Below are 23,489 nucleotides of genomic sequence, written 5' to 3'. Positions count from 1 at the left end.
CTTAAATAATATTTTTTCTAAGCAAAGATTAACTTTAAAATTTAACTTTGCTAAACGCATCTTAATTTTCTTTATATTATTAAATACGATTTATAATTTAAAAAGTTTGAAAAATATAGAAAAAAAGGCAGTGAATTTAATTTTCACTGTCTCTTAGTTCCTTTATTATTTCTTTAGTTTTACTTGAAGACGCAAATCTTAAAAGTTCTTTAATTCTAAATGGTCCATAGGGAGCTATTTCATCAAGTTTTGAATACTTAGCCATATTACTTGTACAATCTTCTAATAGATCTCCTTGTTTTATGTACTCACTTAAATTTAATTCTTTGGCTAAAAACTTATTATTCAAAATAAGCTTTTTTATTGAACTTATGGCTGCTTCCATGTTTCTACATAATAAATATCCACAGGCATCACTGGAATATTCGGATACTCTATTCCATTTATACATGATTATTTTGAGCCCCATCTCAAGGCCCTCTATTCCTCCTACTAGGTTTGCAATTCCTGCCCCAGGTACATTCCTAATTAGCTTTGGAGCATTAATACACTGTTTCATAAGAATTTTCCAATACATATGTCCACTTTTAATATGAGCTAGTTCCCTTCCAATTAAAAACTTTAATTCATCTTTATTAAAGTCTTCAATTGTACTTGCTGATATTTGTATCCAAGGTTTATTTAAACCTTCTGCACTAACAGTGTAACAAAAGTCCTCATAGACGTAAATATCAGGTTGTCCAATATTTAATACATTACACATTTCCTTTGTCACACTAAATACTTCCCCAAATTGTTTTTCTGTTACTTTTATTGAATTTCCAATTAGATCTGGTAAAATAGCTTCTTCAATAAAGTTTTTATGATAATTTATGAAGGTTTCCTCACAGAACACTGCTTTTTTCATATCCTTTAAACAATCATCTTCTAATTTGTGCTTATACATATCTATTTCAATCTTCATATATAACTTCTCCTTCCTAGTAAAACATTCAAATCTAGTTACTCCTCAAGCATAGTTACTATTGTATTTTCTAATTCCATTTCTTCTCTCTCATTTAATCCGGCATGAGCTTCAGCCAGTATTTTATGAATATTAATATCTTCTGGTCTATGTTTTACTGCAGCTGTAGCATACTTCTTTGACTCATCATATCTTTTATCCTTTATAAGTAAATAAGCATATACCCTATATACATAATAGTTTTCTAACAGTTCTTCTCCCATACTGAAATATCTATCAAAATTATCTATAGCATCTTGTTCATTTCCAGCCTTAGCATCTAAAAGTCCTTGAAAACAATATTTTGCAAATTCATCTTTCTCTTCTATATCACTTAGAAAATTTACGCATTCATCTAAATCATAGCTTAAAGTCATGTAACACAACTTTTTATTTTTATTCTTTTCGATTTTATGTCTGTAGTCTGAAATAGCTTCTTCATTAGATTTTATATCCATATTACTTATATCTATCTTTACCTTAAGCTGAACTATTTCATCTTGTAATTCTTGTATTTGTAAGTTAACATTGGCTAAATCTTCCTCTAACTCCTCTTGCTGCTCTTTCTCAAATCCACCTATATTAATTTTGCCTCTTATTACTTTTTCTTCATTACTTAATTTCTCTAACTCTTGTTCCCTTAATGATATTTCTTCTGTTATAGAGCATATAGTATGCTTTATCTCTTGGTTCTTTTCATAACAATACATTATTTTATCTTGAAGTTCAGATATATCTATTTCTATATCACATATTTTCTTCAAATTAAAACTATTATTGTAAAAATCATTTTCATACTCTGTAGAAGTGATTTTCCCTGAAACTTTTTGAATAGTCTTCTGATAATTATCTAAAGTAAAATTCACTGCTTTAGTCAAAAGTCCAAGTTCCGTACTGTTCAAGTTTCCTGGATTAGAATTATTTATAATATCTTCTTCATTTGATGATTTTCCTAAAACCATTTTCCTAATTGAATCAAAAAATCCCATAACTTTTCTCCTCACTTTCTAGCTATTTACATCATTTTATCACAAACTATACATTTTTTCCTATGGGTAAAATTGGAACAAACACTAGTTATCGAATAAAACAAAGCATGTAAGATTACTGAATTAATCAGTAATCTTACATGCCTTCTATTTTTCAGTATATATACCTATAGATATTTCCTGTTCCATTAAACACTCTTCATCATCTATTTGCTTTAAATCCATGTGTATAATTCTGTTTAATGGTACATGTCTCTGAACTTCTTTTATTACTCCTCTTACACTTTCTCCATCTATATTAATTTTAATAGTGCCATATTGACCGTATCTTAGTATGTACTTTTCAACTTCATTCCTTTGAAGCATAAATGGTACTTCTCCCATACTACCTCCATAAAGTATGCATGGTATCTTCCCCATTCTTCTAAGTTTTTTCACTCCATGAACTTTATCCAAACTTCTTCTAGTTGCTAATAATTCAACCATACAGCTACCCCCTTGCATAAATTTACCTCACCCTTAACTTTGGGAAATTATCGCTTCTTTATTACATTGATTTTAAGTAAGTAAGGTATTTTTTATATTGTAAATATATGCAAAGTATTGGACAATATTCTATAATGGATTAAAAAATTAAAAAGGAACTGTTGTGACAGTCCCTTTGTATTTACTATTATCTGTTAAAGCCTCTGTTATTATTTCTTTGTTGTTTTCTTTTCTTTCTGCAATCAGGGCATCTTACAGGATCATTTTCGAATCCTTTTTCTTTGTAGAATTCTTGTTCTCCTTCAGTAAATACAAATTCTTTTCCACAATCTTTACATACTAATGTTCTGTCTGCCATTATAAAAATCTCCTTTTTTATTAAACTGCGACTTACATTATCATAATCCATAACTTCTATTCGAAGAGCCTGTTTATATGATACCTCATCGCTATATTTTCTTAAATAAGTTTAACATATTAGTATTTATTATTCAATAGAATTGATGCTAAATTTTTTTAATTTTTCCGACAAAATTTAATGTATTTTACTATGCTCTTACCTAGATATTTCTTGGCTTAAACCTACTAATAGAAAGTATACAAATAAGAATATTATAGATAATATAACCCTAATAAAAACACCATATCTTTTGTGCTTCCACATTAAATAAATTCCTACTGGTGCAAAGAAAATTAATGTAATCCACATAAACCAAATTGTATCAAAAGTCTTAACTCTTTCCTTATTTTCACCACCGCTTATCATCTTAATCCCCTTCCTTTTCCTGCCTAAATATTATTATACATTAATTCATATATAAGTAAATTATCTCTTAAGCTATGTAATAAAACATTACTACTGTATACGTGGTACTACTATATTTTTATATAGTGTATATATTTTAAACTTATGTATAGAATCTAAATATAAAAATTTATACGAGGTGATTATAATGAGTCCATATACAAAGGTTTTTCTATATACAGTTATACTTATAGCCTTAAATCTTGCTGATAAATATTTTATACCCTCTGAAAATGATGTTTGCAATAAATTTAAGGATCATAGATTAATATATGGATTGACTTCTAGATATTTTTTATCTAAATTAAGTAACTATGAATTTGAAAATTTTTGCTCTTATTTTTTAGTAAAAAAGGGTTACTCAAATGTTGATATAATATCCGAAAGCTTTAATGGAGGAGTAAGTATGACATGCATTGGATCAGACTTTAAAAAGATATATGTAAGCTGTATTAAGTCTAGTAATAAAGAAAGCAACAATGATGATAACTATGAAAATGTAGGCTCTCCTGAACTTCAGAAACTTATTGGTGCCATGGTACATGATAAAATCTTCAATGGAATAGTGATTACAAATGGTAATTTTTCTAATGGCGCATATAGGTATATTAATCAACTTTCTAATAAGTACAATATAAAACTTATAGATGGAATCAATCTTTCTAAAGATTCATGGGAAATTAGAAAAAAAAATATAGCTGATTTATCCTTAATAGATATTCTTTCATAATATATTAACCACTATTTGAATAAACATGAAGATGGATGTTTATTTAAGATTTTTATACTTTAAGGAGGTAATTTTCGATGTATGATTATATTGCTACACTTTTAGGTACTTTAGTAGCTTTTGTTTGTACTATATTACTTGTTGTAATTATAATTAAATTCTCAAGACTAATACTTAAAACCGCCAATATATTAAAAATTTATAGACGTGAATATAGTGAAATTGAAGAATTAAAGAATGGAAGCATAAGTTTAGATGATCTCCATAATTTATCTCCTTCTGAATTTGAGCATTGGTGTGCTACATTTTTAGAAAAAGAGGGGTATACAGACATTGTGGTAACTTCTGAAAAATCAGATGGTGGAAAAGATATAATATGCAAAAAAGGTGATGAAACCTATTATATAGAATGTAAAAGATATTCCTATTCAAAGAAAGCTAAACACTTTGTTGATATAGAGGTTGTTAGAAAATTATTAGGTTCTATGGAAGGCGACGGAGTAACCAATGGAATAATTATAACCAGTGGAATAGTAACTCATGAGGCTTTGGAATATTCCAATACTTTACCCAGTCCTTATTCTATAGATATATATGACGGTAAGGATTTGATAAAAGAATATGATAAAATAAAAAGCACTTCTACAGCTACTGTGTTATCTTAATGATTTATTAAAACATAAATACTGGTCTAAAATTGTTCTATTTTAGACCAGTATTTCATTATCTTTTAGATCTTCTGTATCCTGCTGCTTGCGCTTCTGCTTCTGTATTAAACCAAGCCTCAGGATCAGTTCTATCATAGTAAGCTCCGCCAGGCATATGATATATTTTCTCTCCACTACTACTCATATTTCCTTTAATTAATCCACGGGTAGTGCTGCTTTTTTTACTGCTCTGAACTTTTGGAGCCGCTGCTTTAACTGTGGTTCCAGTTGAAGCTTTAGATGTTGAATTGTCTGTATAGTATTTATTATTTGAGGTTGATTTATTATTGTCGTTATAAGTATAACTTCCTGCTTTAGCACTAAAAGAAATTGTCTTTCCATTGCTAGTTGCTACAATAGTACCTGATTCATCAGTCCTATAAACAGGTATATTCTTAGATTTTAATCTATCCATAGTGGACTTATGAGGATGTCCATAATCATTCCCTTTTCCTAGACTTATTACTGCATATTTAGGATTAACCTTATTTAAAAAGGCCTCTGTAGTAGATGACCTACTTCCATGGTGTCCTACCTTAAGTACATCAGCTTTTAGTCCGTATCCTTTATCCAGCATTTCTTTTTCAGATATATCTTCAGCATCTCCTGTTAAAAGAAATGAATTATTTCCATATGTGATTTTTATCACTATAGAATAATTGTTGGCATCTTCATAATCTGATCTATTTGGAGCTAATATTTGGCAGCTTGCATCTCCTAGCTTAAAACTTGTTCCTGGGGTTGGAACTGTTACTTTTAAATTTTTATTTTTTATAGCATTTATTACATCTTTATAAGTCTCAGTTGTAGTTGTTTTTTTAGGCATATATACTTTATCAATATTAAAACTATTAATTGCAACATCTAATCCACCAATGTGATCTTCATGAGGATGAGTTCCTATTACATAGTCTAGCTTAGATACCCCCTGTGACTTTAAGTAATTCACAACTAGATTAGCATCTGCATTATTTCCTGCGTCAATTAGCATGCTATGACCATTTTCAGTAATTAATATGCTATCCGCTTGGCCTACATCTATAAAATGAACCTTTAAATTTCCATTGACTTGCGTACCTTTTTTCTCCTGTTCATTTGTGTTACCACTATCTTTATTTGAATCTTTTTGATTTTTATCTAAATCAGTATTTTGAGTAGTCTTTGAAGTATCTCTATTTTCTGTTTTAGTATTGCTTCCACAAGCACTAAATAAAAACATAGCACTCATCAATAGAGAAATTAAAACTACAACGTATCGCTTTTTAGACTTATCCTTTGTTTTTATGAACTTAAACAATTTGCCTCTCCTCCCGCTTATTCTTTACAGTAATATTATAATATCACATTTTATGTTATAAAACATGAATTATAAAATACAGAAGGCCGCCTGGAGTAAAATAATCTTTACTCATAGACAGCCTAATATGACCTAATTCTACTATTTTATTTTAAATGCTTTTAATCTTTCTGAGAACTCAGATGCTATAGCTGACAATTCTTCAGCTGATGAAGAAACTTCTTCAACAGAAGATTCCTGAGATTCAATTGAAGCAGATACTTCTCTAATATAATCTGCTAACTCTTGTGAATCTGAATTAACCTCTTCAATTTTTTCTACAATTTTGTTTTTCTGTTCTATAGATCCATATACAGCCTCATCTGCACTTTTTATGTGTGGTAATATTTCTTCAATCTCTTTAATAATATTCTTGAATGAATTTACTGTTCCATCCAAAGTGCTCATTTGTGTATCAATCTTATTTGAAACAAGTTCAGTAGTCTGTGATACTTCCTTAGTATTCATCATTATAGTTTGCACTAATTCAGTAATACTCTTTGAAGACTCCAATACTTGTTCTGCTAATTTTCTTATTTCCTCGGCAACTACTGCAAATCCTTTACCGGCTTCCCCTGCTCTAGCAGCTTCTATTGCAGCATTTAGTGCAAGAAGATTAGTTTGCTCAGCAACTGCATTAATTACATCCATAACCTCAGTTATCTTTCCAACATTGTTATCTAAAAAATCAATCTTTTCTGCTGAATAATCAAAAGATTGTTTCATATCATTTATTACAGCTACAAGTGACTTTAGTTCTTCTTCTCCTCTATTTGCTGAGCCCTTTATAATATTACTGCTGTCTGATACCTTTTCCATTTTATCGTGTATTATGTCAAGATTCCTTGAAAAGTTTTCAACATACTCAGTTGTTTTTTCTATAACCTCTGCTTGATTTCTTGACTTTATAACCACTTCATCCACACTATTTGTAGCTTCTTCACCTGTGGCAGCTACTTCTTCACTAGAAGCACTTAAGCCTTTGGACATTTCATCTAAATTAATAGCCACACCCTGTATCTTTCCTATTATTTCTCTTAGAGTTTCCATTACATAATTTAAGGAATCCATAAGATTTCCAATCTCATCTTTCTTTTTAGGATTAAACTTTATAGTAAAGTCTCCTTTAACTACCTCTTTCATCCTATCCACTATAATATTTATTGGTTTTACAATATTGGATGATATTATTAAACCGCTTACTGCAGCCAATATTAATATTATTATTGCTACTATAATTATACTTTTAATTGCACCTTTTAAAGCTTGATCCACACCTGCAAGAGATATACCAACGGATATTACACCCTCAACATCTTTGTTAATGTTATAAAAAGGCATTGATACATTATATACCACTTCTCCAGCATCAGTTTTATATAATCCACCTAATTCCTCACCTTTTAGTATTTTATCAAACTCTTCGCTCTTTATAGCTTCCTTTCCTATGCTGCTTGAATCACTATGAGCTATTATTTTCTTATCCTTTCCTGCTAAAGATATGTACTTAAATTCCCCTTTTGAATCTTGCTTTATATTATCAAACTCTTTACTAATTTCACTAGCATTATTAATAGAATATTGATTAACAGCTTGTCTAACTATTATAGCTGTAAGGTTAGCTGTTTTATCCATTTGAAAATTTAAAGCTTTATCTGCCCCATATATAGACATTGCACCAAGAGCTATCATTGCTATTAATGTTATAGAAATAAATCCTGATGTTATTTTATTTTTTAATGACTTAAACATATTTCGTCCCCCCAACACAATCTATTATCATATATATCCACCGTCTACGGTTACAACTTGGGCTGTTATATACTTTGCACTATCACTAGCTAAAAAAGCAGCAAGCCTAGCTATATCTTCACCACTTCCAAATTTCATCATAGGTATTTCCATTTCAATACTTTCTCTTTCTTCTTTTGACATCCAACTATTCATTTCAGTATCAATTACCCCCGGTTGTATGGCATTAACCCTTATACCAGAAGGTCCAAGCTCTTTACCTAATGCCTTTGTAAATGAATTCACAGCTCCTTTTGAAGCCGAATATATCACTTCACATGAAGCACCTACTTGTCCCCACATAGATGATATATTAACTATACTTCCACTTTTTTTCTCAAGCATATATTTTGCTGCATGATGGCAGCAATTAAACATACTCTTTAAATTTGTATTAATTATATTGTCAAAATCACCTTCTTCCATGTCTATAAAAAGGCCTACTTTTGATATTCCTGCATTATTAACCAAAACATCTATTTTTCCAAATTTCTTTACTATACTTTCTATCATATCTTTTACAAAAATATAATCGCTCACATCTCCTTTTATACTTGTAGCATACCCCCCAAGTCCCCTAATACAACTTAAAGTTCCATTAGCTGCTCTATCATTATTCTTATAATTAATTATCACTGTAGCACCAAGTCTTCCAAATTCTTCAGCTATGCTTCTTCCTATTCCTCTACTTCCGCCAGTAATTAAAACTACTTTTCCTTTAAAGTCCATATTCTTACCCACCTTACTAAAATTGGAGTATATTAGAAATATTATCACGTTTACTACGATTGTCAATATGTTTACACTGTCATTAAATATAAATTAATTTAATTTACATATTATTCATAATGATTCTAGGTTCTACACCGTTCATAATAAGATCTATAACCTTCATTTTTATCTCATCATATTTTCTAAATGTATTAGATGCCGACTCCATATTATGGTATACTTTCCAATATCCAAACATTAGTGCTGCCCTATTTGGATGTTCTATAAATTCAATAACATCTTCTATAGGATAACCAAGAAATAATCCCATCTCATGAGGACATGTAATTTTATATCTTTCCTTCAATATAGATAAGCTCTCCTTTACTGACATCTCCCGCTTATATCCATACTTCTCTAAAAACTTTATGTGATTATCCTGACTCAATATATTAAATAATTGATTTTCATTATAGAACAATACCGCTGTGCTGCAATCAGCACTTTTAAGCTCATAAAAGCTTATGTTTAGTTCTTCTTTTACTATATCCTTATATTCTTCCCAAAAATCATAAAGTTTTCTTTTTCCCTTATTATGAAATATTATAAGGTAGGAAGGCTTAAATTTTGCTATTGCCGGAGCTGCATTGTATGCAATTATTGATAAAAGATAGTCTTTATCATCAAATTTATCTATTAAACTAATAAAATTTTCTGCTAATTCATTGCACATATGAATATCTCCTTCATTATTCCTACTTAATCTTATGTATAGTCTCTCATTTGTATTATATTGTATACATAACAAAGGAATTTAATGCCCTGGACTTATAAAAAAATAAATTACAACAAAATAGCGGCATGTAAGATTACTTGGCTAGCGCATATATGTATCATTGAGAAACCTTCAGTTCATAAAGTAGTACTAAGAAGGCTTCAAAAATCAAAATGATAATTTTGCATAGCGTAGCCACACTGTAAAGTTACTAAGTAATTATTATTGAGTACAACCTAAAGAATTACTATAAATAAATGCGACAGCATGTTGATATTTTTCAAAACAATCTATAAACAAAGCATCCTATAAAACAACTTATCTTTTATTCAATGATTAGCAAGTTATTTTAATCTGCTATCTCTAAACTAATATCCCGATTAATGGTAACTCTTTTCTTAATAGTTATACATACTGGATAATAATTTTATATACCTCAATTAATTGCAATCAGAAAATACTAGTATAACTTCAACAGGCTCCGCCTAAAATCATAGCGCCCTAATCGAATTAAGCGCTCTGTGATTTCATAGGAGCCTATTGATATAGCACTTACTGTAGTTAACGGATCATTTATATCCTTAATAATATTTATCATTACAGTTGTAAATGCATGTATATAGTATAAGCAATAGCGGCGGTACTAAAAGTAAGAAGGTGTATAATCCATGTTGAATTATACACCTTCGATTTTTAGCATCTTATTTTATAGTTACTAAGGCCGCCATTTTGTTGCACAATACTTATATTATAAGTGATACTTTATTAGTATATTTCTCTCTGCAGATTTCCAAGAGAGTTATATACTGCTATGGCTAACTCTAACATAGTTGTTTTAGATTTTGGCCTAAATTTACTATCTTGTAATTCCATTATATTAAGGCCTTGAACTATAGCAACATACCCTTTCATGTCAGAGCTTACATCTTTAGAATCACTATTCGGTAAATTAAATATTTGATTTGCCTTAGCAAGCTTGTCGTAGCCTAGAGTTTTAACTAAAATTTTTGCTACTTCTTCCCTTGTAAGCTTCTCATTTAGATTTACTTCACCTTCTACATTATCTATAATTTCGTAAAATACAGCCATTTGTAGATACCTGTAATTTTCATCACCCTTTTGTGCATTGGACTTAAACTTAATATCCTCTGATTCTCTTAAAATATATGGTCTGTATCCCTTTGCATTAACTAAAATCTTTATTATATCCATTCTTGTTACTTCTTTATTTAATTCAAAATTTTTAGTGTCTAAAATAGCATTATTAGATAGTATTATTAATTCTTTTTCATATTTATTTCCCTTTATTTTTTCTCTAAACGCTTTTATATTATCATCTATTTCTTCTCCATTATAGTCTAAATATCTTCCTGTAAAAGCATCTATGCTTACAAATTCTCCATAATTATCAAGCGGTACTAGTTTATACACTAGTTTTGTTTCTAATTTAGGTTTATTAGCATCTTTACTAACATTTATATTAGCATACACAAGTTCTGGAACAAGTTTCTTCATGTACAATTCCTTTGCTTCATCTGAAGAAATATTACCACTTGGTTTAGGGAAAGTTATATTTTTTCCCCAATTATAATTCATCTCTACCGGTTCTCCTGTTAATGCATCTATGCTGATAGATATATTATTATCCTGGAATGTAATTCCACTTGCTACCCTTTGGAAACTAAAATAATATCTTCTAGCAGGCATTTCCTTTCCATTTATATATTCTTTATTCTCATACAATACCTGTTCTGTCTTTATATCCTTTATCTTATCTGGATAATATTTAGCCAATAAGTCTATAGCCTTTTTATAAGCTTTTTCTTGACTTATTTTAGGCTGGAAATTATTATCTTCTGGATAGTAGAATTTATAATTATTTAATATAGCTCCATTTAAAGCGTCTATTTCAATACTTCCACCACTCTCTTTATAATCATTACCATCCTTAATTTTATAATTTGCTGTCCAGGATTTTATAGTTTCTCCATAGTTCCTATACTCTTCAGAATACTCTCTGTAATTTAAGCCTAATATTTCAACTTTGTTACCGTATAATTCTTTTAAGATTTTACTTGTCAGCTTCTCAGCTTCTTCTCTATTTAATTCCTTTTCAAAATTTTTTAGTGGAGCAGCCTTTTTATAAAATTCTTCCATTTCTTTTTGTGTTAAATTCTTTACTATAGGTTTTAAATCTAATAATGGGTTATAGCTTATAACTTTTCCATCACTTGCATCAACCATGTATCCTTCTTTATATTCTGGAGAATACAATAATCTTGTGCTCAGACTTTTATTATAATAGCCATATTTATCTGAAGGTATTCTATAATATAAGTTCATCTTTGTATTATCTTTTAGCATCTTTTTGGCCTTATCTATACTTATTACACCTTCTTTATTAGGAACTTTTACATTATCATCCCACATAAAACTATAACCAATTATTTCTGAAGTGGCTCCATTAACCTGTACATTTATTGAATTTCCGTCGAATGGTATGCCATTTATTTTTCTTCTGAAATTAAAATTATAGCTAACAAGATCATATTTAGCTGTTAATGGGTTATAATTGCTTAATTCTACTTCTTTATATTCTTTTGGAGCAATTTTTTTTACAAAGTCTATAGCTATTTTTTTTGCTTCTTCTTGAGTTATACGCGCTATTTGCTGTTGTTTTCCTTGTTCATATTTATTTACTCCAATATTAACTACTCTGCCTGTAGCATCGTCTATTGATACCCATGCATTTACATTTTGTTTTCCACTGTTATAATTCCACCTAATATCCCAAACATAGGCTTCTTTATTGCTTACACCCTCGTCTCGTCTGAAAGTCACATCGCAACTGTATTTTTTTTCATCAATTTCAAGATTGAAATTATCTTTTAAAATTTGTCTTGATATAGTTTTTGCCTGTTCCTTTAAAATTTTTGATGAATATTGCTTGTCTACATTTTTAATAACTTGAACTTCTTTTTTAACTTCTACATTTGGTGTTGCAATAGCATAGGGTGCATAACTTCCCATAAGTGATCCTGTAATTATCAGTGATAGGATTTTATTATTTATCATAACCCGTCCCCCTTTTTATTTAACTAAAATGTGATCTTAGATAATAATCAGTTCTCTAATTATTACACATATTTAATTATATATGCATTGTATTACTTATAATAGTATTAAAAGTTAAATTTTGGTAACATTTTCAATAAAATAAACCATCCTAAAAACATAATTATTTTTATGATGGTTTATTGCTAAAATTGTCTAATTTATTATATATCCTGTATGTTCTATGCATTGTTGTATTTGCTGTGGATTAGTAGCTTCATTATAATGCACTTCAATAGTTCCTCTTGCTAAATCTACTGCTATCTTTTGAACTCCATCTATTTTGTTTAAAGCATTTGTTACCTTAGTTTTACTTTCAGAATTTGCAAGTCCTGAAACATTATAATGAACAGTATTCATATCTTATTATCCCTTCCTATATATTCTCCATTTTGTATTACGGGCAACTGTGATATATTACTTAATTCTTCCTTTGGTACACTTGTAAAAAATTCATCTCTTTGATTATAAACTCCTTCACTTATTCCTTTTAATGCCCCTTGTTTAGATAAATCAACAGCTTCTCCTTTTGAGATTACTTCTCCATTTTCTAATTTGTACCCTACCACATTATCCTCATGATCTTTCACTAAGTCTGTTATTACATGGGCATATGTGAAATCTATATACATGACTAGCACCTCCAAATCTTTTCTTTGGTATAATATTTCATATAAATATTATTTGCATTTTATATTTATATATTAAAGTAAATAAAGGAATTAGCCGTTGTCTCCTACTTTAAAAGTTGAAGCATTACGGATGGTAGTCATCAGATAAATCTAAAATTTTATAATAAGAATCACTATTTAATTTTCTACAGTTATAAACTTATTCATGTATCTTAATAAATTATAGGAACTAGCCGAATTTTCCTTTGATTCTTTTGTTATAGATTCATTTTTATAACTAATTTCTCCTATACTCTCTCCTATTTTAAAAGAAGCACTAGCTGCTTCATCCATAGACATGCCTATATCATTCATATTATTTACTATGTCTTCTATAGAAATTGATATGGTATCTGTAGTATAGGTAAAATTTTCAATAATATTTTTTATGCTATCTCCATCTTTTTTATATTCTTCACCTATGTTAATAAATTCATCATAATCTTTAATTGTTTCTTTTTCTAAAGTATTTAGCATATTTTCTGATGACTCTGCCAGTTCATCCACTGAATACAAAACCTTTTTTACTAACACTTGAATATCTCCCACAGTCATTGAAGCTTCTTCAGCAAGTTTTCTTATCTCTTGCGCAACTACTGCAAAACCTCTTCCATTTTCTCCAGCTCTAGCAGCTTCTATGGCTGCATTTAATGCTAATAAATTAGTTTGTTTAGATATAGAAAGGATACTTTCTGCCATTTTTGATACTTCATTAACTACTTTAGCATCATTAATAGATTTTTCTAGTCTTTCTTTAGAAGTGTTATATATGTTTACTATCCTATCTTTTGATTCATAAGTTTTATCTTTGATACTATTAGCTTTATCTTTTATTTTTTTAGCAGCTTCAAATCCATTTTTTATATTTATAAGTGCATTACTAACTTCAAATTTTACACTTCCAGTTTTTTCGATTATATCCCTAACAGCAAAATTTGAGCTTTCCATACCAGCACTTATTTCCTGAGAAGCTGCTTGTGCCTGCTGCAGAAGTAAATTAACTTCATTTATCATTTTATGTGTATTTTCTGCAGAAATAAAGGCTTTATTGCTTTCCTCTTTTACAATTTCTATTGCCTTTTGAAGTTTATCTACTCCTGTATTTAAAGCTATAGCCGTCTTTGCAAATTCATCTTTTCTTTCTATAGATATTCTATGAGATAAATTTCTCTCAGCCAGCTCCCTAGCATAATTCTCCATTTTAATAAGTGGATTCTTTATATCCTTTGCAAATGCAATACTCATAATAATTCCTAAGATTATAAACCCTGCTGTAGCTAATGCAACATCTTTTCTCAAATGATTTACTTCCTTAAGCACCTCATCCTTTGGAAGTACTAAGGCTAGAGACCAATCCGTATTAGGCACTGGTGCATAGGATATTATCATACTTCTTTCATCTTTAGAATATGTATCATATCCGTATTCTTTATTGGCCATTTTCATTTCTATATCTGATAGCTTCTTTAGACTAGTATCTTTTTTAGCTCTTTTAATATCATTATCCTTTTCTAATACTAAATTCATATCTTTATGAGCAACTTTGGTACCTTCACTATTTATGATAAAAGCAAAACCTTCCTCTCCTACTTTTGTCTTTTGGACTATTACATTTAGCTTAGATAAACTGAAATCGGCAAGAATAACTCCTAATATTTCACCTGAATTGTTTTTTATTGGAGCTGCTATAGAAAGAATATTCTCTCCATATATAGTTTTTATTGGATCAGAAATGCTAGCTTTACCTAACATAGCATTTTTCAGATATTTTATATTTTCGCTTTTTGAAGATAAATCAACTTTATTATTTATGCCATTGGTAAAATGGACAATTCCACTGTTATCTAATATGCTGAGCTTTATATAATCCATTCTCTCTGCCTCAGTTATTAAAACAGGTTTTTGAATATTAAAATCCATAGATTGAATATCCGGTCTTGTAGCAAGTACATTTAAAGATTTAATCTCTTTTTCTATCATAGCAGCTACTATTTTTGACCCATCCTCAGCTCTATTTTGAAAAGTTGTACTTATACTATCTTTTAAAGCTTTTGATGAATTATAATAAGCTATTGACCCTAATGTACAACATACCACTATAACTAGAATTGTGATTTGGATAATTATTTTCATTCCAATATTTCCAGATATACCCTCGGCTTTTATTTTTCTATACTCTTTATCGTTTTTAGTTTCTTTTTTATATTTTGCTTTTACTGCAGACAACAACTTTGTGAACTTTGAAAATTTTATCTTCTTTAATTTTGGAATAATTTCTTTCATTTGTATTACCCCTTACTTAAATAAATTTTCTCTTTGCACTTTATTGTAATTTTAGCACTACTAAATGAAAAATATGGCTTTGTAAAGGGCTTTTAACATTTATTTACCTAGAATTAGCAAATAGAGACTTCACACAATATAAGAAAGTTGCGTCGCAACTTTTTAGTGAATAACTAATAGTTAAAGGTGAATAGTGATGGATATTTTTCTCCGCCTTGCTACGAAAAATTTTAATTTTATTTAATTTGTTAAATTTAGTTGCCTTATCGATAATTCCTTTAACAAAGCTAAACATTTGTTTTTCTATAATTAAAAACTTTTCTTAATACTAATGGAGAAAAGTTATCCTTAACTATTCACTGTTATCTATTCACTATTCACTTTATAAGAACTTCTAGAACTTGTTCAAAATTCTCTTAATGAATTATATACATTCTAACTTTTAGTACCTTAAGGTTGGTAAATCAAGGCCGCTATTGCTTATACAAAACATATATTAAGAGCTGCAGTAATAATAACTATTTAGACTATGGTTAATTTAATAACCAGTGTAAGAATCATATCAATTGGCTTACTAAAAAAGCGCAAAGCGCTTAACCCGATAGGGTTTTAGGCGTAGCCTGTTGAAGTTATAGAAGGTTAAAAAAACTTGCTAGCCATTGAATAAAAGGTAGGTTATTTTATAGGGTGCTTTTTTATAGATTGTTTTGAAAAGTATCCACATGCTAACGCATTTATTAAAGGTAGTTTTTTAACTATCTTCAATAACATATACTTAATAACTTTAAAGTGTGGCTACGCCATGCAAAATTATCATTTTGCTTTTTGAGGTCCTCATAATATTTACTATAGTACTTTTTATTTGCAACTAATTAAGGCATGTAAGATTACTGGCTAGCATATATGCGTTAGCCTAGCAATCTTACATGCCGCCATTTTGTCGTACTTTACTTATATTTTGCAACTCTACTTAAGTTTAGCTATGATGAAGTTGCTTTTTATTCCTCTTTCTTTAAATTTGCTTTCATATTCAGTCATAATATTCTCGTCTGCATACTCGCTATTATGCAAATCATAAGTTTTATAAATAATCTCAAATCCGCTTTCTTCAAAATACTCAAATGACTCTTCAAATAATTCTAAATCATCTGTCTTAAAGTAGATTTCTGTTCCAGGTTTTATAAATTCTTTGTACTTATTTAGAAAATTTGTATGTGTAAGTCTTCTCTTATTATGTCTATCCTTAGGCCAAGGATTACAGAAATTTATATAGATTCTGCTTATTTCATTTTTATCAAAAATTTCAGATATAAAGGCAATTTGCATAGCTATAATTCTTACATTAGTAATTTCTGCTTCCATTATATTTCTAAGAGCATAAACTAGAACCTCATCCTTTAGATCTATAGATATTAAGTTTTTATCTCTATATCTATCAGCAACTTGTTTTGCAAAACCCCCTCTTCCGCAACCAAGTTCTAGGTATATATCATTATTATTTTTAAATTCTTCTTTCCATTTTCCTTTTAAATCCTTTGCTTGTTCAAAAGATTTAAAAAAAGGATTTGCTTCTAATTCGGGTCTTGCCCATCTCTTTTTCCTAAGTCTCATGTTTTTCCTCCCAGAGTATGTTTTCTTCTTTATTGTTATATTAATTTAAAATTCTACTTTTTAAGTTTCAATTGATATTATACTTTAACTATAAGCACTAAACAACTATTTAAATATTTTTATCTGATGACTACCATCCGTAACACTCCCACTTCTAAAGTGGGAGATAACGGCTTCCACGTACCTAGATAAGGCCTTCTAGGCTTCAGTTGGAGAAAAAAACTCCATCTGAAGCAAAGAATCCTCTTTATAGATTTATTCTTAATTAGATAAAGCTTCCTGTTTTATCCGTATTTTTCATTTTAAATGCTGATAGTGCAAAGAATACTAATGCAAATCCAGCTAATATTAAAATATTGAATTTTATACTATTTAATCCTCCGCCACTTTGTAGTTTTTCTATAGCTTGTATTACCCATTTTTGTGGTATAAAATTTGATATCTTTTGCACTTTTTCAGGCATTATGCTTAATGGCCATAAGCACCCACCTAACATGCAAGTAGGAGTAATTATTAATGTTGATACGTTTCCTGCCTCAGCTGTTGATTTTGAAAATGCTACTATAATCATTCCAATACCAACTGCTACAATTCCAAACATAAATAGCACTAAAAATAACTGGTAATTAGGTATATAGGTATCTATCTTAAGTACTTTTCTAATTGTAATTAGAGCTAATATCACTTGAATTGTTATTATAATTACATTTGATATTATATTTCCCATTATATAAACTTTAGAGCTTACAGGAGTAGAACAAATCCTTTGGTATACCCTCTCTCTTTTTTCTTTTAATATTATACTTGAGGTTAAAGTAGATCCTATTAGCATAAACATTATAAAGAATCCAAATCCTTGTTGAGTTAATCCCTTACTATACCTTTTGTCCTTTACTTTTTCTACCTTTAAAGAAAGCTGTTTATTTTCATAGCTATTATATATTTTATTGAATATTTCTTTATCTCCATTAGATGCTTTACTTATGTCTAGAAGGTTTTTTATATATAAATTAGTATAGTTTTCAACCCAAGCAGTAACTTCTTCCCCTTTTATAGATATTATCCTAATTGGTTTAAAGTTGTTAGTATATATACTCTCTTGAAAGTCCTGAGGTATGATAATAGCTAAATCCACTTTCTTGTTTACTACCTTTTCACTAATGTCTTTTTCCTCTATAGAAATCCCTTTAAACTTACCAGTGTCCTCAAGGTATTTAACCATGTTTTTTGATAAAACTCCCCCGTCTTTATTCACTATTCCCATTTTTACAATAGAGCCTCCATCACCCACAGTTACGCTCATTAGAAATAGTATAGCTACTACTGGGAGTATTAAATAAACTACAATATTAGATTTTTTCCTAAATGTAACCTTAAGAGTATTTAATGCTAGAAGTAATACATTCTTCATTTAAACTTCCTCCCTTCTAAAAGCTAATGAGGCAAAAACTAGAAGTACTAGAGCTATTCCAATATTTATTAATATAGCTGAAATTACAGTTCCATAATCATTTCTGTAAATCACATTAAACATAGAATCGTTAATCCATTTAACTGGAGATATTTTTGAAAGACCACTTATTACTTTACTATTAATTTGTTCTATGGGAACATACCCTCCCCCTAGAAATATAGTTATAGGAATAATTAAGTTTAATATTCCAGTCATAGCTGCTTCACTTTTAGCAAAGAAGGATACAGCAATCCCGATAGAAATTGACATTGCTATTTCCGCTGATAATACTGCCAGTATAATTCCTATATTATCTCCCCAATTAACTTTAATGACATACTTTCCGAACACAACCACTACTCCTATTTGTATCATAGTAATTAGCAAAAATCCTATAACTTTTCCTGCAAATATTTCCTGCTTTCTTAATGGACTCACAAACATTCTGTTTATTGTATTTCTTACTCTTTCTGAATTCATTCCATATCCTGCAGTCATAGCAGCATACATTACTATTAAAGTTGTCATTGTAACTCCATAATAATCAATTGCCCTTGGCTGATGTCTTTTGTCTAGAGATTCTAAACTAACAAAATTAGCTTTGTCATCCTTTACTATGTTAGGTATAACTTTTGGATTTACAACTGCAATTTCATTTATAACATTATATCTTTGAACAAAAGTATTTAATATTCCTTCTATAAAGCTAGCATTAAAATTATATCTATCATTTTTGTATAATTTAATCTCCTTATTATTTTCATTAAAAACAACATAACAAGAGTATTCAGAGTTTTCCATATCCTCTATGGCCTTTTTCTTATTATCTGTATAAGTGAAGCTTACATTATACTGCTTTAAACTTTCTTTTAATGCATCAAAAGATTCTGATACATTTCCTTTTCCTTCAACTGAATATATAACCTTTATCTCACCTAAATCAATATTATCCCCCATAACTTTTGAAAAAGCTGTCCCTAAAATTACTATTAAAACAATAGGAAATAATATCATCAATGCCATTGCTTTTCTATCTCTTAAATTTTGTTTTAATTCCTTTATGGCTATACTCAATATTCTCACAATATCACCCCTAATCTCTTAACTTTCTTCCAGTAAGAGTTAAAAATACTGTTTCTAAATCTGGCTTCTTAGTCTCTATATTATTTATTTGAATGTTATTATTCGTAAAATAAATTATTATTTTATCTAAGTTGTTTACTTCCTTATAAGAATTTATTTTTATCTTATTGTCATCTACGTTTACGTCAATAACTCCATTGATTTTCTTTATTTCATCTCCGTCAACTTTGTCTATTACATTTACAGTTACTTCTATACTGTTTTTATCTGTTACTATTGATTTAAGCTCCTCTTTAGTTCCCTCTGCTATTAATTTCCCGTGATCAATGACACCTATCTTAGTACAAATGACTTCAACTTCCTCCATATAATGTGTTGTATATATTATAGTACATCCCATGGAGTTTAACTTTCTTACTGACTGTAAAATGTGGTTTCTTGATTGTGGATCAATTCCTACTGTAGGTTCGTCCATTATTATAAGTTTAGGTCTATGAGCAATAGCACAAGCTATATTAAGTCTTCTCTTCATACCACCTGAAAACTCCTTAGGAAACTGCTTAGCTCTATCAGAAAGGCCTACAAATTCCAATGCTTCATTTGTCCTTTGTTTTAACTCTTCTCCTTTCAATCCATATAGGCTTGCAAAGAATTTAACATTTTCATAGGCAGTTAAATCTTCATATATAGCTATATCTTGTGGTACTACTCCTAAATTTTTTTTAGTAATCGCAGCTTCTCTTTTTACATCCTTTTCTAAAATTTCTATTTTGCCTTTATCCATGCTTAAAAGACCGCACATAATATTTATTGTTGTACTTTTTCCTGCTCCATTAGGTCCCAATAGCCCGTATATTTCTCCTTCTTCTATGCTTAAACTTATATTATCAACAGCAGTTACATCTCCAAATCTTTTAACTAAATTTTCTATCTTTACTATCTCCACTGAATACCATCTCCTTATTAATTAAATAATCTTTTAATTAATTTCATTATATAAAAAAGTGACTTTTTCCTTTACTAGAAAAAGTCACTTCTTAGGTATGACTAAAGTCATAATATAAATTATAATATGTTTTTTACATCCCCTGTTAAGTAGTATATAGCTATTTGAGTTCTATGCTTAAGATTAGTTTTAGATAAAATATTAGTAATATAATTTTTTACCGTACCTTCCGAAATATATAATTTAGATGCAATTTCCCTATTTGATAAACCTTCTGCAATAGCTTTGATTATCTCTATCTCTCTTTCAGTAAATAAGCTTTCATCTATAGTGGTCTTTTTGTCATCTAAGCCATTTTTTATTTTATCCAAAACTACATCCTGCATTACCATATTACCTAGATATACTGTTCTAATTGCATTGATAATCTTGTCTGGTGAGTTATTCTTTAATATATATCCCCTAGCCCCATGTTCAATGGCAGCTTTAATATAATCATCTTCATCAAAAGTAGTTAAGATTAACACTTTAGACTTTGTTTTCTCAGTTATTTGTTTAGCTGCATCTACACCATTTAATACTGGCATTCTAATATCTAGAAGTGCTACATCTATGTTTTTTCTTAAACATAGATCTACAGCCTTAAGTCCATTATCAACACAATCAATTACTTCTATTTCTTCATCTATAGTTAAAATTATCTTAAGACTTTCTCTTATTAGGGAGTCATCATCTGCAATTAAAACTCTAATCCCCATAACACATCTCCTTAATTAGTCATTTCTATTCTATTTCAAATGTACAATCTACTAAATAGGAAATAGCATTATAATAGAAAAACCATTGCTTCCGTCAATTATAGCTTTCCCATTTACATTTTCACATCGTTCTTCTATTCCAACTATTCCAAGTCCTTTTTTTATACTAAAACTTCCTATACCATTGTCTTTAACTTCAACTTTAATAAACTTATTTAATATTTCAATCTTAACTTTAACACTAGATGCCTTAGAATATTTTATAGTATTAGTTAAAGCTTCTTTTACATTGTCATTAATTATTCTCCATAAATTATATGATACTTTTTCCAATCCCTTATTGTAAAACAAATTGGTTTTTATCCCACTGTTTATTTCAAATTCATCTAGCATCAACTTTAATCTATTTATGCCCACCTGTTCTGATGGAGGCTTTATATTTCTTAAAGTGGCTCTTATACTCTCCATTCCTTCCCTTAATATACTTATGGTACTTTGGAGCATATCGCTTGCCCTTTCACTATCCTTGTCCAAAATAAGTTTAACTGCTTCTAGCTGCATTAAACTTCCTGAAATAGTATGCCCAATATTATCATGTATTTCCTGGGCAATTTTATTTCTTTCTTCAATCTGAGACATATATTTAATTTGTGATTGATATTCCATATCCTTTATTAGATTTTTATTTAAAGTATGATTCTTTTTTTTCAATTCGTCATTTTCATTTAAGAGTCTTAGAATTCTACCTGAGTTGTTATAACAAAGTATACATATTACATAGGATAGAACTGATAATAATATATATTCCTTTATAAGTGATATATTTATAAAAAATAAAGCTATAAAATTTATAGCTATACCTATCCAAGCTTCAAGCTTATTTAAAACTATAAATTCATATACGTTTATTGGAAATAGCAAAATAAACATAGGATTTATATATATGCTGCATATAGTTGATATGAATATGGAAACTGCAGCACAAGTTTTTTTTAACTTAGCATTTTTTAATATATGCATTATCGTATTTAGACCTATTAAAACAAGTAAAAATAAAACTACTAACTCTACATTATTTATGCTGTTTATAATAGACGATAAAGCTATATATATAAATATAGCTAATTTACTTAGTACAAGCCAAGCTTCCATATTTCCCTCCATCAACAATTATCCATTACCCTTTATTCAATTGCTATTAATTCTTTTAATTATAAATTTGAATCTTATTTCTAATCTTCATATAGAATAAAATGCACTAAATCAAGTTTTGTCTCATATTAATTATGCAATCAAATTTACAATATTAGCAAAAATACCAAACAACAATGATACTGGCCCATCTAATATAAGATCAATAATAGCGTATCCACCAAAAATAGGAACTATAAATATTAGAAGTATTATCATTTGATATCTATATAGATGTTCCTCAACTTTATAGAATGCTTTAGGAAATAAGTCTCTTAAAATATGGAATCCATCAAATCCCGGTATGGGAATTAAATTAAGCACAAATAACACACAATTTATTTCTATTGATAGAGATGCTATTTTAAATAATACTAGTGCAAGATTTTTATTACTAATAGGTGCTTTTATAATCAAAGCTAATATAATTGAAGAAATTAAAGCTGCAATTAAGTTACCTATTACCCCTGATACAGATACTTTTAAATCATCCTTATAATAATTTTTAAAGGCACTTGGATTTGTTTGTACTGGCTTTGCCCATCCAAATTTGAAAATTAATATCATAATAAATCCCAAAGGATCAATATGTGCTAATGGATTAAAAGTAAGTCTTCCTTGGAATTTTGGTGTCTTATCTCCTAGTTTATATGCAACCAAAGCATGAGCATATTCATGTAGAGTGAACGCAAGTAATATCCCAGGGATTAGTAATATTGTATTAAGTAAGTTTTCTGAGCTGAACATTTTTTACCTCCTAAACTTTTTATCTGATGACTACCATCCGTAATACTCCCACTTATAAAGTGGGAGATAACGGCTGCTACGTCCCTAGATAAGGGCTTCTAAGCTTCAGGTGGAGAAAAAAACTCCACCTGAAGTCAAGAATCCTCTTTATACACCTATTATATCAGAACCTGCTATAAAAAACATTACACCAATTGAAACTACTTCCTAAATTAGGATTATACTTCTAATAATTCTGAACTATTATATAGAAAACCTTACTTTCTAATCGAAAGTAAGGTTTTAGTCCTATGAGTATA

22 protein-coding genes are annotated in these 23,489 nt (G+C 29.1%); 2 read left to right on the top strand and 20 right to left on the bottom strand.

What is annotated here, in order from left to right:
* Positions 1 to 136: 136 nt before the first annotated feature.
* From ACWW38_RS13755 to ACWW38_RS13735, 5 genes are all read right to left on the bottom strand, one after another.
* A complete protein-coding gene (locus ACWW38_RS13755) occupies positions 137 to 964 on the bottom strand; it encodes a M48 family metallopeptidase (RefSeq protein ID WP_456258096.1) in 828 nt (275 codons plus the stop codon).
* Between the two features lie 38 nt (positions 965 to 1,002).
* The gene (locus ACWW38_RS13750) at positions 1,003 to 1,992 is read right to left on the bottom strand and encodes a tetratricopeptide repeat protein (RefSeq protein ID WP_456258095.1); all 990 of its coding nucleotides are present in this window, start codon (positions 1,990 to 1,992) and stop codon (positions 1,003 to 1,005) included.
* Between the two features lie 147 nt (positions 1,993 to 2,139).
* Positions 2,140 to 2,478 (bottom strand): hypothetical protein, encoded by a 339-nt coding sequence (locus ACWW38_RS13745; RefSeq protein WP_456258094.1) that lies wholly within the window; start codon positions 2,476 to 2,478, stop codon positions 2,140 to 2,142.
* A gap of 187 nt (positions 2,479 to 2,665) precedes the next feature.
* Positions 2,666 to 2,836 (bottom strand): zinc-ribbon domain-containing protein, encoded by a 171-nt coding sequence (locus tag ACWW38_RS13740; RefSeq protein WP_456258093.1) that lies wholly within the window; start codon positions 2,834 to 2,836, stop codon positions 2,666 to 2,668.
* A 198-nt stretch (positions 2,837 to 3,034) separates the two neighbouring features.
* Positions 3,035 to 3,244, bottom strand: coding sequence for a hypothetical protein (locus tag ACWW38_RS13735; RefSeq protein WP_456258092.1), 210 nt, complete (start codon positions 3,242 to 3,244; stop codon positions 3,035 to 3,037).
* 187 nt (positions 3,245 to 3,431) lie between these two features.
* Here ACWW38_RS13735 and ACWW38_RS13730 point away from each other — a divergent pair, with 187 nt between their 5' ends.
* A complete protein-coding gene (locus tag ACWW38_RS13730) occupies positions 3,432 to 4,013 on the top strand; it encodes a restriction endonuclease (protein ID WP_456258091.1) in 582 nt (193 codons plus the stop codon).
* A 77-nt stretch (positions 4,014 to 4,090) separates the two neighbouring features.
* Positions 4,091 to 4,678, top strand: coding sequence for a restriction endonuclease (locus ACWW38_RS13725; protein WP_456258090.1), 588 nt, complete (start codon positions 4,091 to 4,093; stop codon positions 4,676 to 4,678).
* A 58-nt stretch (positions 4,679 to 4,736) separates the two neighbouring features.
* Here ACWW38_RS13725 and ACWW38_RS13720 read toward each other — a convergent pair whose 3' ends face one another.
* The 15 genes from ACWW38_RS13720 to ACWW38_RS13650 all read right to left on the bottom strand — a co-directional run bounded on the left by ACWW38_RS13720 (position 4,737) and on the right by ACWW38_RS13650 (position 23,190).
* A complete protein-coding gene (locus ACWW38_RS13720; protein ID WP_456258089.1) occupies positions 4,737 to 6,017 on the bottom strand; it encodes a ComEC/Rec2 family competence protein in 1,281 nt (426 codons plus the stop codon).
* A 141-nt stretch (positions 6,018 to 6,158) separates the two neighbouring features.
* Positions 6,159 to 7,808, bottom strand: a complete 1,650-nt coding sequence (locus ACWW38_RS13715; RefSeq protein ID WP_456258088.1) for a methyl-accepting chemotaxis protein — start codon at positions 7,806 to 7,808, stop codon at positions 6,159 to 6,161.
* A 27-nt stretch (positions 7,809 to 7,835) separates the two neighbouring features.
* On the bottom strand, positions 7,836 to 8,576 hold the full coding sequence (gene ymfI, locus ACWW38_RS13710; protein ID WP_456258087.1) for an elongation factor P 5-aminopentanone reductase: 741 nt from the start codon (positions 8,574 to 8,576) through the stop codon (positions 7,836 to 7,838).
* Positions 8,577 to 8,679: 103 nt separating this feature from the next.
* Entirely contained in the window at positions 8,680 to 9,291 is a 612-nt protein-coding gene (locus ACWW38_RS13705; protein ID WP_456258086.1) for a DUF3793 family protein, read from the bottom strand.
* A gap of 807 nt (positions 9,292 to 10,098) precedes the next feature.
* Positions 10,099 to 12,408: a YcdB/YcdC domain-containing protein gene (locus ACWW38_RS13700; protein ID WP_456258085.1), complete on the bottom strand. Its 2,310-nt coding sequence runs from the start codon at positions 12,406 to 12,408 to the stop codon at positions 10,099 to 10,101.
* A gap of 195 nt (positions 12,409 to 12,603) precedes the next feature.
* Positions 12,604 to 12,807, bottom strand: coding sequence for a heavy-metal-associated domain-containing protein (locus tag ACWW38_RS13695; protein ID WP_456258084.1), 204 nt, complete (start codon positions 12,805 to 12,807; stop codon positions 12,604 to 12,606).
* Positions 12,804 to 13,079 carry a DUF3892 domain-containing protein gene (locus ACWW38_RS13690; RefSeq protein WP_456258083.1) on the bottom strand — a complete coding sequence of 92 codons (276 nt, stop codon included), beginning with the start codon at positions 13,077 to 13,079 and terminating at the stop codon, positions 12,804 to 12,806. The genes ACWW38_RS13695 and ACWW38_RS13690 overlap by 4 nt, the downstream gene beginning before the upstream one ends.
* Before the next feature lie 177 nt (positions 13,080 to 13,256).
* The gene (locus ACWW38_RS13685) at positions 13,257 to 15,401 is read right to left on the bottom strand and encodes a methyl-accepting chemotaxis protein (protein WP_456258082.1); all 2,145 of its coding nucleotides are present in this window, start codon (positions 15,399 to 15,401) and stop codon (positions 13,257 to 13,259) included.
* Positions 15,402 to 16,367: 966 nt separating this feature from the next.
* On the bottom strand, positions 16,368 to 17,012 hold the full coding sequence (trmB, locus tag ACWW38_RS13680; RefSeq protein ID WP_456258081.1) for a tRNA (guanosine(46)-N7)-methyltransferase TrmB: 645 nt from the start codon (positions 17,010 to 17,012) through the stop codon (positions 16,368 to 16,370).
* Positions 17,013 to 17,277: 265 nt separating this feature from the next.
* Entirely contained in the window at positions 17,278 to 18,423 is a 1,146-nt protein-coding gene (locus tag ACWW38_RS13675) for an ABC transporter permease (RefSeq protein WP_456258080.1), read from the bottom strand.
* Complete coding sequence (locus tag ACWW38_RS13670) at positions 18,424 to 19,548, bottom strand: ABC transporter permease (protein ID WP_456258079.1); 1,125 nt, start codon at positions 19,546 to 19,548, stop codon at positions 18,424 to 18,426. It abuts the gene before it with no gap.
* 10 nt (positions 19,549 to 19,558) lie between these two features.
* Positions 19,559 to 20,494: an ABC transporter ATP-binding protein gene (locus tag ACWW38_RS13665; protein ID WP_456258078.1), complete on the bottom strand. Its 936-nt coding sequence runs from the start codon at positions 20,492 to 20,494 to the stop codon at positions 19,559 to 19,561.
* Positions 20,495 to 20,613: 119 nt separating this feature from the next.
* The gene (locus tag ACWW38_RS13660; protein WP_456258077.1) at positions 20,614 to 21,252 is read right to left on the bottom strand and encodes a response regulator; all 639 of its coding nucleotides are present in this window, start codon (positions 21,250 to 21,252) and stop codon (positions 20,614 to 20,616) included.
* Positions 21,253 to 21,303: 51 nt separating this feature from the next.
* Entirely contained in the window at positions 21,304 to 22,404 is a 1,101-nt protein-coding gene (locus tag ACWW38_RS13655) for a sensor histidine kinase (protein WP_456258076.1), read from the bottom strand.
* Between the two features lie 132 nt (positions 22,405 to 22,536).
* The gene (locus tag ACWW38_RS13650; protein WP_456258075.1) at positions 22,537 to 23,190 is read right to left on the bottom strand and encodes a site-2 protease family protein; all 654 of its coding nucleotides are present in this window, start codon (positions 23,188 to 23,190) and stop codon (positions 22,537 to 22,539) included.
* Between the last annotated feature and the right edge of the window lie 299 nt (positions 23,191 to 23,489).

It is taken from the genome of Clostridium sp. JNZ J1-5, assembly GCF_053901425.1.
This window is presented reverse-complemented; position numbering and strand designations above follow the sequence as displayed.